11 protein-coding genes and 1 pseudogene are annotated in these 11912 nt (G+C 73.2%); 7 read left to right on the top strand and 5 right to left on the bottom strand.

Annotated elements, in window-relative coordinates:
* On the top strand, positions 1 to 957 hold the full coding sequence (locus tag QUE38_RS06725; RefSeq protein ID WP_286310930.1) for an ABC transporter ATP-binding protein: 957 nt from the start codon (positions 1 to 3) through the stop codon (positions 955 to 957).
* A 187-nt stretch (positions 958 to 1144) separates the two neighbouring features.
* Positions 1145 to 1914, top strand: a pseudogene (locus tag QUE38_RS06720) (ABC transporter permease).
* A 7-nt stretch (positions 1915 to 1921) separates the two neighbouring features.
* Here the strand turns inward: QUE38_RS06720 and QUE38_RS06715 are convergent.
* Together QUE38_RS06715 and QUE38_RS06710 are read right to left on the bottom strand one after the other, a co-directional pair.
* On the bottom strand, positions 1922 to 2632 hold the full coding sequence (locus QUE38_RS06715) for a nucleoside/nucleotide kinase family protein (protein ID WP_286310928.1): 711 nt from the start codon (positions 2630 to 2632) through the stop codon (positions 1922 to 1924).
* A 52-nt stretch (positions 2633 to 2684) separates the two neighbouring features.
* Complete coding sequence (locus tag QUE38_RS06710) at positions 2685 to 3998, bottom strand: NAD(P)-binding domain-containing protein (RefSeq protein ID WP_286310926.1); 1314 nt, start codon at positions 3996 to 3998, stop codon at positions 2685 to 2687.
* A gap of 161 nt (positions 3999 to 4159) precedes the next feature.
* Here QUE38_RS06710 and QUE38_RS06705 point away from each other — a divergent pair, with 161 nt between their 5' ends.
* On the top strand, positions 4160 to 4507 hold the full coding sequence (locus QUE38_RS06705; RefSeq protein WP_286311690.1) for an ArsR/SmtB family transcription factor: 348 nt from the start codon (positions 4160 to 4162) through the stop codon (positions 4505 to 4507).
* Positions 4504 to 5181 carry an aquaporin gene (locus QUE38_RS06700; protein WP_286310924.1) on the top strand — a complete coding sequence of 226 codons (678 nt, stop codon included), beginning with the start codon at positions 4504 to 4506 and terminating at the stop codon, positions 5179 to 5181. Before QUE38_RS06705 ends, QUE38_RS06700 begins: the two co-directional genes overlap by 4 nt.
* Positions 5182 to 5198: 17 nt before the next feature.
* Here the strand turns inward: QUE38_RS06700 and QUE38_RS06695 are convergent, their stop codons facing one another.
* Genes QUE38_RS06695 through QUE38_RS06685 form a run of 3 tightly spaced genes read right to left on the bottom strand, consistent with a single transcriptional unit; the run spans position 5199 to position 8307 of the window.
* On the bottom strand, positions 5199 to 6116 hold the full coding sequence (locus QUE38_RS06695; RefSeq protein ID WP_286310922.1) for an ABC transporter ATP-binding protein: 918 nt from the start codon (positions 6114 to 6116) through the stop codon (positions 5199 to 5201).
* On the bottom strand, positions 6113 to 7222 hold the full coding sequence (locus tag QUE38_RS06690) for a putative F420-0 ABC transporter permease subunit (protein ID WP_286310919.1): 1110 nt from the start codon (positions 7220 to 7222) through the stop codon (positions 6113 to 6115). The genes QUE38_RS06695 and QUE38_RS06690 overlap by 4 nt, the downstream gene beginning before the upstream one ends.
* A 2-nt stretch (positions 7223 to 7224) precedes the next feature.
* The gene (locus QUE38_RS06685) at positions 7225 to 8307 is read right to left on the bottom strand and encodes a putative F420-0 ABC transporter substrate-binding protein (RefSeq protein ID WP_433996952.1); all 1083 of its coding nucleotides are present in this window, start codon (positions 8305 to 8307) and stop codon (positions 7225 to 7227) included.
* 217 nt (positions 8308 to 8524) lie between these two features.
* Between QUE38_RS06685 and QUE38_RS06680 the strand changes: the two genes are divergently transcribed.
* Genes QUE38_RS06680 through QUE38_RS06670 form a run of 3 tightly spaced genes read left to right on the top strand, consistent with a single transcriptional unit; the run spans position 8525 to position 11908 of the window.
* Positions 8525 to 9475, top strand: coding sequence for an alpha/beta hydrolase (locus QUE38_RS06680; RefSeq protein ID WP_286310916.1), 951 nt, complete (start codon positions 8525 to 8527; stop codon positions 9473 to 9475).
* Positions 9472 to 10899 (top strand): dihydroorotase, encoded by a 1428-nt coding sequence (locus QUE38_RS06675; RefSeq protein ID WP_286310914.1) that lies wholly within the window; start codon positions 9472 to 9474, stop codon positions 10897 to 10899. Before QUE38_RS06680 ends, QUE38_RS06675 begins: the two co-directional genes overlap by 4 nt.
* A gap of 7 nt (positions 10900 to 10906) precedes the next feature.
* Positions 10907 to 11908: an LLM class flavin-dependent oxidoreductase gene (locus tag QUE38_RS06670; RefSeq protein ID WP_286310912.1), complete on the top strand. Its 1002-nt coding sequence runs from the start codon at positions 10907 to 10909 to the stop codon at positions 11906 to 11908.
* The last annotated feature ends 4 nt before the right edge of the window (positions 11909 to 11912 follow it).

Raw genomic sequence — 11912 nt, 5'->3', positions numbered from 1 at the left:
GTGGCCGACCTCGCGATCGACACCGGCGGTCTCACGAAGCGCTTCCGCCGCCAGGTCGCCGTCGATGGCATCGACCTGGCCGTGCCGCGCGGCGCCGTGTACGGGTTCCTCGGGCCGAACGGGTCGGGCAAGACCACGACGATCCGGATGCTGCTGGGCCTCGTCGGCGCGACTGCCGGCGGCATGCGGGTGCTCGGCGAGGACATGCCGTCGTCGACCTCGACCGTGCTGCCCCGCGTCGGTGCCCTCGTCGAGGGGCCGGCGTTCGCACCGTTCCTCTCGGGCGCCGCGAACCTCGAGCGCCTCGACACGGCCGACCGCTCGGCGCCGGGTGCGACGCGGCGCGCCCGCGTGGCATCCGCCCTCGAACGCGTCGGACTCGCGCACGCCGCCCGCAAGAAGGCGCACGCCTACTCGCTCGGCATGAAGCAGCGCCTCGGCCTCGCCGGCGCCCTGCTCATGCCCCGCGAACTGCTCGTGCTCGACGAGCCGACCAACGGACTCGACCCGCAGGGCACGCGCGAGGTGCGCGCGCTGATCCGCTCGTTCGCCGAGGACGGCACGACCGTGTTCGTGTCGAGCCACCTGCTCGCCGAGGTCGAGCAGCTCTGCACGCACGTCGGCGTGATGAGCGCCGGGCGGCTGGTCGCGCAGGGTCCGCTCGACGCGTTCCGCGACGGCGGTGCGGCGCGCGTGCACCTGCGCACGCCCGACGCCGGCCCGGCGCAGCGCGTGCTCGACCGGCTCGGGCTGACGGCGGCGGATGCCCCTGAGCCGGCCGTGCATGCGGACGGCGCCGAGCTCGTGGCGACGCTGCCCGACGACGTGCGTGCGGAGGAGGTCGTCGCCGCACTCGTCGCGGACGGCGTGCGCGTGCGCGGGTTCGACGTGCGGCACGCGAGCCTCGAGGAGCGGTTCGTGGCCCTCACCGGAGAGGGGTTCGAGGTTGCGCGCTGAGGACGAGCCCGGCCCTGAGGCATCCGTGCGGTTCACCGGCGCGGATGAGCCGGAGCGGCGCGAGGAGCGCGTCGGGAAGTCGTTCGTGGCGGGGGCGTCCGCGGTCGGGGATGCGATCGTGCACGCCGGACCCGCGCGCCCGGCGCGCGGACCCGGCCTCGCGCTGTTCGGCTCCGAGCTGCGCACCATGTTCCGCCGCTGGCGCACGTGGGCGATGCTCGGGGCGCTCGCGCTCATCCCGATCCTCATCGCGGTGGCGGTGCGGCTCACCTCGGGCGAGGGCGGGGGCCGCCGTTCCTCGACCAGGTCACGCAGAACGGCGTGTTCGTGGGCGTGACCGCGCTCGTCGTCGCGACGCCGCTCTTCCTGCCGCTCACGATCGCCGTCGTGTCGGGCGACACCATCGCGGGCGAGGCGAGCAACGGCACGCTGCGCTACCTGCTGCTCGCGCCGGCCGGGCGCGTGCGACTGCTCGTGATCAAGTACGCGGGGGCGGCCGTGTTCTGCCTTGCGGCCGCGCTCACGGTCGTGGTCGCGGGCATCGGCATCGGTGCGGTGCTGTTCCCGATCGGGCCGGTCACCCTGCTGTCGGGCGACACCGTGAGCCTCGGCGAGGGGCTGCTGCGCTTCCTCGCGATCGCCGGGTACGTGACGGTGTCGATGCTCGGGTTGTCGGCGATCGGCCTGTTCCTGTCGACCATGACCCGGGTGCCGGTCGGGGCGATGGCGACGACCGCGATCCTCGCGGTGACCGCGCAGATCCTCGGCGCGCTGCCCCAGCTCGAGTGGCTGCACCCGTGGCTGTTCACGCACTACTGGCTCGACTTCGCCGACCTCATGCGGCAGCCCCCGTTCTGGGACACGTTCGCCGCCAACGCCCTGCTGCAGGCCGGCTACGTGGCGGTCTTCGGCGCGCTCGCCCTGGGTCGCATCCGCACCGCCGACATCCTCTCCTGACCGCGGGTCAGCGGGCGCGGGGCGGCACCACGCAGTAGTCGGCGAAGCGGCGCTGCGGGGCATCCGGGTCGGTGTTGTCGACGATCGCGGTCGCGGCCGTGTTGGGGTGCGCGTCGTCGAGGTACAGGTCGTGCGCGCCGGCATAGCGGGCGGCGAGCGGGTCGTCGGGGTCGGTGGAGAGTCCGTCGCGCGCCGCGAGGCGCCGGGCGCGCTCGGCGGGGTCGACGTCGAGCCAGACCGAGAAGTGCCAGACGCCGCGCAGCTCGGGGCGGTGCAGGAAGGCGCCGTCCACCACGAGCACCGCCTCGGGGCCGGCAGTGCGGGCGGGCTCGTCCACGGGCAGGTCGGTCGCCAGGTCGAACACGCGGGTGCGGAACGGCGGCTGCGGCGAGGCATCCGCCGCCCGAACCCGGAACGGCTCGATCAACTCGCGCCGGAGCGCGCCGTCGTCGAACGTGTCGTGGTAGTTGCCCCACGCGGAGTGGCGGCCGCGCGCCCAGCGCTCGGCGCTCGGCCGGGCGAAGTCGTCGTGCGAGGCCTCGACCACCTCGACGCCGCGCTCGCGCAGCACGTCGGCGAGGTCGTGCGCGAAGCGCGACTTGCCCGCACCCTTCGGGCCGTCGATGCCGATCATGCGGCGGCCGCGGGGCGTGAGCAGGAGGAACTCGTCGGCGAGGGCGTCGAGCGCCTGCCGGCGCTGCGCGGAGAGCTCGGTCACCGGTTCAGGCTACGCCCGCGCGGGCGCGGTGAGGGCGACGGATGCCTCGGGCTCAGCAGCATCCGCCCGCCGAGCCGTCGGTCGAGCAGGCGCCCGTCGCCGGCAGCACGAGCTCGACCGACGCGGCACCGGCGGCATCGCCTGCGAGCCACGCGGCGATCGAGCGCACTTGCTCGTAGCCGGTCGCGGCGAGGAAGGTCGGCGCGCGACCGTAGCTCTTCATGCCGGCGAGGAAGAAGCCGGGCTCCGGGTGTGCCAGCTCGGCGTATCCGTGCGGCTCGACCGTGCCGCAGGTGTGCACGTTCGGGTCGATCAGCGGGGCCAGGCGCCTCGGCGCCTCGACCACGTCGTCGAGCTCGAGGCGGATCTCGCGGAGCATCTCGAGGTCGGGTCGGAACCCGGTCGCGTTGACGACGAGGTCGAACTCGTGGGTCACGAGGTCGCCGACGCGCGAGCCGGTGACTTCGATGGAGCCGGTGGCGGATGCCCCGAGGCGCACGATCTCGAACCGGTCGAGCAGCGCGATCGCGCCGGCGTCGACCGCGTTGTCGACGTGCTGGCCGATGCTGGCGCGCGCGGGCAGGCCGTCGTCGTCGCTCGACGTGAGGCGCACGGCGTGGGCGGAGCGGATCGCCCACGTGACCGACGTGCCAGGCTCCTCGCGGGCGAGGTCGACCAGGGCGAGCAGCGTGTGCGCCGCCGAGTGCCCGGCGCCGACGACGAGCGTGCGGCGGCCTGCGAAGCGCGCGCGGTCGCGGCCGAGCACGTCGGGCAGCGGCGGGACGATACGGTCGGCGACGTCGGTCGCGCCGAGCGGGTCGAGGCCGTTCGAGCCGAGCCGGTTCGGGGTGCGGATCGTGCCCGAGGCGTCGATCACGGCACGGGCGCGCACCTCCTCGACATCCCCGGACGCGTCGCGGGTGCGCAGCACGAACGGCGCGGCGGCGCGACCGGTGGTGCGGGTGCGGTCCATGCCCTCGCGGCTCACGGCGAGCACCTCGACGCCGGTGCGGATGTGCGGGGCCAGCGCAGGGAGGGCCGCGAGCGGCTCGAGGTAGTCGTCGACGAACTGGTCGCCGGTGGGCAGGCGCGCGGGGTTCGGCGCGGCCCAGCCGGCGGCGTCGAGCAGCTCGCCGGCGGCCGGGTCGACCAGCAGCGCCCACGAGGAGAAGAGCCGCACGTGCCCCCACGAGCGGATGCCGTCGCCGACGCGCGGACCGGCCTCGAGCACCGTGAACGGGATGTCGCGGGCGTGCAGTTCGGCGGCGGCGGCGAGCCCGATGGGGCCCGCGCCGATGATCGCGACCGGCAGGGCGTCGAGGCGGGGCCGGGTCGTGGCGGGTGGCATGAGGTCGACGAGGGTCATGGTGTCTCCTGTATCGATGTTCATCGATGAAGCGTGCAACACGACTATATCGATGAACGTCGATATGCGGTAGCGTGTTCCGCGTGACCAGCCGACCCATCGCCCTCCTCGACGCCCCCGACGGCGCCACGATCGCAGGCGCGGCCCCGGCGGTCGCTGTCGTGTCAGTCGGCGGCGACTCCGCCGCATCCGCCGCCGCCTGCTGCGCCCCGCTCGTCACCGAGCCGCTCGGCCACGACGAGGCCCTCGAGCTCGCGCACGCGCTCAAGGCGCTCGCCGACCCGACGCGGCTGCGGCTGATGTCGATCGTCGCCGCGTCCGAGGGCGGCGAGGCGTGCGTGTGCGACCTGATCGAGCCGGTCGGGCTCAGCCAGTCCACGGTGTCGCACCACCTCAAGGTGCTGACCGAGGCCGGGTTCCTCACCCGGTCGCAGCGCGGCACCTGGGCGTACTTCTCGCTCGTGCCGGGCGCGCTCGAGGGCCTCGCCGCCGTGCTGGGCGACGCGTGAACGCGGCATCCGCCCGCCGTCTCACCGCGGAGTTCCTGGGCAGCGCCGGGCTCGCGACCGTCGTGATCGGCTCCGGCATCATGGGCGCCTCGCTCACCGACGACACCGGGCTCGCGCTGCTGATCAACTCGATCGCGACCGCGTTCGGGCTCGCCGTACTGATCCTCGCGTACCAGACCGTCAGCGGCGCGCACTTCAACCCCGTGGTCTCGCTCGTCGACGCGGCGCTGGGGTACCGCGGCTGGGGCGACGTGGCGCGGTACATCCCGGCGCAGGTGATCGGATGCCTCGCCGGCGCCGTCGTCGCCAACCTCATGTTCGCGCTGCCCGCCGCCACCTGGAGCACGACCGATCGCGCGACGCCCGCGCACCTGCTCGCCGAGGTCGTCGCGACCGCCGGGCTCGTCGGCCTCATCTTCGCGCTCGCCCGCACGGGACGCGCCGCGTGGGCCGGGCCGGCGGTCGGCGCGTACATCGGTGCGGCGTACTTCTTCACGTCGTCGACGAGCTTCGCGAACCCGGCGATCACGGTCGGCCGCATGATCTCGGACACGTTCGCGGGCATCGCCCCGGCATCCGTGCTGCCCTACATCGGCGCGCAGCTCGTGGGCGCGGCGATCGCGCTCGTCGTCGTGCGCTTCCTCTTCCCGAAGCCGCTGCCGCACGCCGCCTGACCAGGCGCCGCTGGTGGTCAGTCGCGGTCGTCGACGTAGGCGATGAGGGGGCGGCCGGTGCGGGGATGCTCGAGCACGTCGGCGCGCACGCCCCACACGTCGAGGATCAGGTCGGGCGTGAGGGTCTCGGCGGCCGGGCCGGCGGCGACGACACGGCCCGCGTGCAGCACCACGACGTGGTCGGCGTAGGCGGCGGCGAGGCCGAGGTCGTGCAGGGCGGCGAGCACCGTGAGCCCGCCGCGCGCGAGCTCGCCGAGCAGTGAGAGCGTTGTGAGCTGCGCACGGATGTCGAGGTGGTTCGTCGGCTCGTCGAGCAGCAGCAGCGCGGGCTCCTGCGCGAGGGCGCGGGCGAGGTTCACCCGCTGGCGCTCGCCGCCCGAGAGGGTGCCGTACTCGCGGTCGGCGAGGTGGGCGAGCCCGGCGTCGTCGATGCAGCGCTGGACGAGCGCGCGGTCGAACTCGCCGAGCCCCTGGAACGCACCCAGGTGCGGGGTGCGGCCGAGGGCGACGACCTCGTGCACGCGCAGGCCCGGCTCGTCGCGCACCTCCTGCTCGGCGAGCGCGATCACCCTGGCGCGGTGGCGGCGTCGCAGCGTCGACAGGTCGCGGTCGCCGAAGCGCACGGCACCCGCATCCGCTCGCTGGAGCCCCGCGACCAGGTGCAGCAGCGTCGACTTGCCGGCCCCGTTCGGGCCGACGAGCGCGCCGACCTGCCCGACCGGCACCGTGATGTCGACGTCGTCGACGATGAGTCGCTCGCCGCGCGCGAACCGCACCCGCTCGCCCGCGAGCCCCGCCTCCCGGCCCGCCGGGTTCACCGAGTCGTCATGAAGTGCCGCTTCGGACCCGCGGATTCCGACACTTCGTGACGACTCGCGGAGGAGGTCAGGGGTGCGGCGCGCGGGGGTGCGGGCGTCGGGCGTCGTGCGGGTCATGAGATCCTCCGGCTGCGGAGCATGATGAGTGCGAACACGGGGCCGCCGATGAGGGCGGTGAGGATGCCGACGGGCAGCTCGCGCGGGTCGAACAGCGTGCGCGCGCCGGTGTCGGCCCAGACGAGGAACAGCGCGCCCGCGAGCGCGGAGAGCGGCAGCAGCGCGCGGTGGCGCGAGCCGACGAGCAGGCGCACGGCGTGCGGCAGGATCAGGCCGACGAATCCGATCGCCCCGGAGACCGCGACGAGCGCGCCCGTGAGCAGCGCGGTGCCGGTGAGCAGCAGCGCGCGGCTGCGGCCGACGTGCACGCCGAGCGCGGCGGCCGCGGTGTCGCCGAACGCGAACGCGTCGAGCGTGCGGGCGCTCGCGATGAGCGGCAGCCCGATGAGCACCACGGCGCCACCGGCGATCGCGACCGACGTCCAGTCGGTGCCCGCGAGCGAGCCGAGCAGCCAACTGAGGATCTCGCGGTAGCTGTCGCCGGTCGCACTCCAGAAGATGACGAGGCTCGTGATCGCGCCGAACACGCTCGACACGGCGAGGCCGGCGAGCACGGTGCGCGTCGGGGTGAGCGCGCCCGCGGCGCTCGCGAGCCCGAGTGTCGCGACGAGTGCGACGAGTGCGCCCGCGAACGCGGCGACCGGCAGCAGCAGCCCTGCGCCGAGGACGATCACCACGACCGCGCCGACCGACGCACCCGACGAGAGGCCGAGCAGGTACGGGTCGGCGAGCGGATTGCGCGTGAGCGCCTGCATGACGGCGCCGCACAGCGCGAGCCCGGCGCCGACCGCGGCGGCCGTGAGCACGCGCGGCATGCGCAGTTCCCAGACGATGCCGTCGCGCAGCGGCGACAGGGTCGGCTCGCCGATGCCGAGGTGCGCGAGCACGCTCGCGAGCACGTCGGCGGGGCTGAGGCTGGCGGGTCCGATGGTCACGGCCACGACGACGGATGCCACGAGGGCGACGCCCAACAGCACCGCCCAGCCCGCCGTGCGCAGGCCCGGTCGCGCGCCGCGTTGCGGCCGGCCGGGCGAGTCGGCGCCGTCGCGCACGGACGCCCCGGGCGCGCTCGTCGCGCGCTCCGAGGCATCCGTCTGCTGCGTCATGGCTACCCGAGCTCCTCGAGCTGCGCGACGATCGACTCGACCGCGCTGACGTTGCGCACGCCCGCCTCGGTCGCGGGGAAGTCGACCACCACGTAGCGCTGCTGCTGCACGGCGGGGAGCGCGGCGGTCGCGGGGTTCTGCTCGAGCAGCGCGATCTTCTGGTCGGCGGTGTTCCAGGCGGCGTCGACGAGCACGATCACGTCGGGCTCGGCGTCGACGATCGCCTCCCAGCCCATCGAGGTCCAGGTGTCGTGCACGTCGGCGGCGATGTTCGTGAGGCCCGCGGCATCCATGATCATCTGCGGTGCGCCGATGCCCGCGCCGACGTAGGGGGTGTCGTCGCCCGAGCTGTACCAGAGCGCGGTGAGCCCGTCGTCGTTCGGCACGATCTCGTCGAGCGCGGCCTGCTGGCCCGCGACGAGGCCCTCGGCCGCGGCGGGCACTCCGAAGATCTCGCCCGCCTCGGCGAACTCGGCGAACACCTCGTCGAACGTGAGCGGGTCGGGCATGTAGCCCTCGGCCTTGCACGCGGCGGGGGCCACGTAGGTGTGCACGCCGAGCTGCTCGAGCGTGTCGCGCTCGCCTGCGCCGTCGGCCGAGAAGTTCGACTCCCACCCGGCGAAGACCAGGTCGGGCTCGGCGGCGAGGGTGACCTCCTGCGACGGCACGCGGTCGCTCAGCACGGGGATCTCGTCGGACAGCCCCGAGTACGCCTCCGGCACCGGACCGTCGGTGAAGGCGACGCCGACGATGCGGTCGCCGAGGCCGAGCGCGAGCATCAGCTCGTAGGTCGACGACTTCACCGTGACCACGCGCTCGGGGGCGGCGTCGAAGGTCACCTCGGTGCCGCAGTTGTCGATCGTGAGCGGGTAGCCGGTGGCGGTGGCGGCGTCGGGCTCGGCGGTCTCGGCGGGGGCTGCGGAGGTCGCGCAGCCGGCGAGCAGCAGGGCTGCCAGGGGCAGGGTCGCGGCGAGGGCGCGGCGGGGGAGACGGATGCAGCGGGCATGGGGCCTTCCGGGTCGGTACGGCGCGCTGCACAGCGCGCCAGGTGTACGGATCCGACGAACGTCGGCGACTCGACCCAAAGCCCGGGCCTTCGCACCGGTCAGAGCAGGACCGGCGGTCGTTCGGCAGCATACTCCGCACGGATCTCAGAAATCAATACTGGATTCTGGATCCAGAATCCGACAAGATGAGTGTGCGGGCCGAGCGGAGACCTCCGACACCGGCGCAGACGGACGGAGCATCGTCCGGCCGCCGGATCCCGCGCACCACGTCGTTCGATCCGAGAGGACCGCATCCATGAAGACCACCCCGGTCGAGTTCTTCAGCGAGGGGGACCGCATCGCCGGCCTCTGGCGCACGCCCGACGGCGACGGGCCGTTCCGCGCGATCGTGCAGGGGCCGGGCTGGCTCGGCCTCAAGGACGCCAAGCTCTACGTGCGCTACCACGAGGCCCTCGTGGCGGCCGGCTTCGGCGTGCTCGTGTTCGACTACCGCGGGTTCGGCGACTCGGGCGGCGACCGCGGCATCCTCTCGCCGGTCCGGCAGCTCCAGGACCTGGTCAACGCCGTCACCTACCTCACCATCCGCGACGACGTGATCGCCGACGCGATCGGCGTCTTCGGCACCGGCGGCACCGGCGGCGGCAACGCCGTGCTCCTCGCCGACGCCGACCCCCGCGTGCGCGCCGCTGTCAGCCAGGTGCCCGTCGCCGACGGCGCCGACTGGCTGCACCGCATGCGCCCCGAGCACGAGTGGCTCTCGTTCCTCGCCGGCCTCGAGGAGGACTGCCGGGCGCGGGTCGCGACGGGCACCGGCCGCCTGGTGCACCCGCGCGAGGAGATCATGGTGCCGACGCCCGAGCGTCGCGCGACCAAGATCAAGGCCGACGTCGACGACCGCATCCCGAGCGCCGTGCCGCTCTCGGCCGCCGACGAGATCCTCGTCTACCGCCCCATCGACGCGGCAGAACGCCTCACCACCCCGCTGCTCGTGATCGGCGTCGAGGGCGACGCGACGACGCCCACCGACCACGCCGAGCGCCTCTACGAAGCCGCGCAGGGCCCGAAGCAGCTCATCATGCAGCGGCACACCACCCACTACGCGGCGTACGACCGCTACTGGACCCAGACGACCCCCCGCATCGTCGACTGGCTCGACCGCCACGTGCAGCCGAGCGACGTCGTCGTGCGCACCGCGGCCGCCGACGGCGCGGCCGAGACCACCGAGCACATGGAGGCACCCCAGTGAGCATCGACCTCAGGATCGCCGGCGGCGTCGTGATGACGCCCTCCGGCCCCACCACCGCCGACGTCCTCGTCGCCGACGGCCGCATCGCGGGCATCGTCGGCAGCGACGTGGCGATCGAGTCGGACCGCACGATCGACGCGACCGGCCGGCTCGTGCTGCCCGGCATGGTCGACGTGCACGTGCACACCCGCGAGCCGGGCTACGAGCACAAGGACGACATCCTCACCACCACGCAGCAGGCCGCGGCCGGCGGGGTCACGACCATCTTCGGCATGCCGAACCTGCAGCCGCCGACCACCGACGTCGCGACCCTCACCGACGTGTTCGAGCGCTACGACCGCACCTCGATCGTCGACTGGAACCACAACCCGGCACCCACGAAGCCGGCCGAGATCCAGGGCATGTCCGACATGGGCATCCGCGCCTACAAGATCTACATGGTGGTCGACACGGGCCGCACCTACCCGCACCCCGCCGGCACCGGCATGCACGACCACGGCCACCTACTGCAGATCATGGACGAGATCGTCGGCACGGGGAAGCGGTTCATCATCCACCCGCACGACCAAGCGCTGATGGACTACATCGAGGGCCAGTACCTCGCCCGCGGCGACAACACCCCCGAGGGCTACGCGTCGGCGTACGCGGCACGCGAGGGCGTCATCTGGGACACGGCGATCGACGTCGTGCTGCGTCTGGCCGAGGCATCCGGATGCCCCGTGCACATCGCGCACATCCAGACCCGGCGCTCGATCGAGGCCGTGCGTCGCGCCAAGGCCGCGGGCGTCGACGTCACCTGCGAGGTGAACCACTGGGCGCCGTTCCTCTCCACCTGGGAGGACGTGCAGGTGCTCGGGCCCTACGCCCTGTCGTACTGGGTGCCCGACGACAACCGCGCCGCCGTCTGGGAGGGCATGCGCGACGGCACGATCGACATCGCCAGCTCCGACCACGCGCCGCACACGCGCGAGGAGAAGGAGATCGGCTGGACCGAGATGTGGAGCGCCCACACCGGCACGCCGGGCATCCAGTACTACTACGAGCTCATGCTCGACGCCGTCAACCGCGGCGAGCTCACCCTCCAGCGCGCGATCGACATGGTCGCGACGGTGCCGGCCGCGAAGTTCGGCCTCGCGGGCGTCAAGGGATCGCTCGTCGTCGGCGCCGACGCCGACCTCGTGATCGCCGACATGGCGCACGAGTGGACCATCACCAACGACGACGTCATGTCGAAGACCGGATGGACCCCTACGACGGCCGCACGATCAGCGCGCGCATCGAGCGCACCATCGTGCGCGGCCGCGACGTCTACGCCGACGGCGCCGTCGTCGGCGAGCCCGGGTACGGCGTGCTCGCCGCCGCCCGCAACGACCCCGCGGCTGCTGCCGCCGAGCACACGGCCGACCTGGCCGGGAAGGACCTGAAGTGACCATGAAATTCGGACTGCTGCTGCCCCACTTCGGCGAACAGGCCAGCCGCGAGAAGCTCCTCGAGGGCTCCAAGCTCGCCGAGGCCAAGGGCTTCGACTCCGTCTGGGTGCGCGACCACCTGGTCTTCGAGCCGCACGGCGAGATGGAGAAGCCCAACCGCACCTTCTACGACGCGCTCACGACGCTCACCGCGATCGGCGCCGTCACCGAGAAGCTCGAGCTGGGCACCGGCTCGCTCATCCCGTTCCGCCACCCGCTCGTCACCGCGCTCATGGCCGGCACGATCACGCAGCTCGTCGGGCCGCGCCTCATCCTCGGCTTCGGTGCCGGCACGTTCGACCACGAGTTCGAGGCGATCGGCTGGGGCGACCTCGACCGCGTGGAGGCGGTGCGCTCGAACGCCGAGATCCTGAAGCGCGTGTTCACCGAGAACGACGTGACCTACGACGACGGCATCTTCTCGTTCGAGAACGTGACGATCGAGCCGAAGCCCGTCGGCGGCCGCGTGCCGTTCTGGTACTGCGGCGCGACCCCGCGCTCGGCCCGTCTCGCGGCCGAGTACGCCGACGGGTGGATGCCCGGACGCATCTCGCTCGCGACGATGGACCGCCGCATCCAGAAGATGCGCGAGATGACGGATGCCTCGGGCCGGCCCATGCCGACCGTCGCCGTGATCCCCCCGACGTCGATCGAGGAGACCCGCGAGGAGGCCCTGCAGCACGTCAACGTGCCGGGCCTGCTCGCGTGGGCCAACAAGGCCAAGTTCGCGGTCAAGCCCCCTCGGGTACCTTCGAGACCGTCGAGGACCTGGAGGGCCAGCTCATCGTCGGCAACCCGGACGAGGCCGTCGAGGAGATCAGGAAGTTCCAGGCGCTGGGCGTCGAGCACCTGGTGTTCGACTTCCGGTTCAAGTTCGACCGATTCTTCGAGCAGATCGAGCTCCTCGGCAGCGAGGTGCTGCCGAAGCTGCGCTGACGCCGGAACCCGAGGAGCCGACCAATGACGGT

It is taken from the genome of Agromyces mangrovi, from assembly GCF_030296695.1.
GTDB classification, from domain to species: domain Bacteria; phylum Actinomycetota; class Actinomycetes; order Actinomycetales; family Microbacteriaceae; genus Agromyces; species Agromyces mangrovi.
Note: the sequence above shows the minus strand (reverse complement) of the source record. Positions and strands in the feature narration are given on the sequence as shown.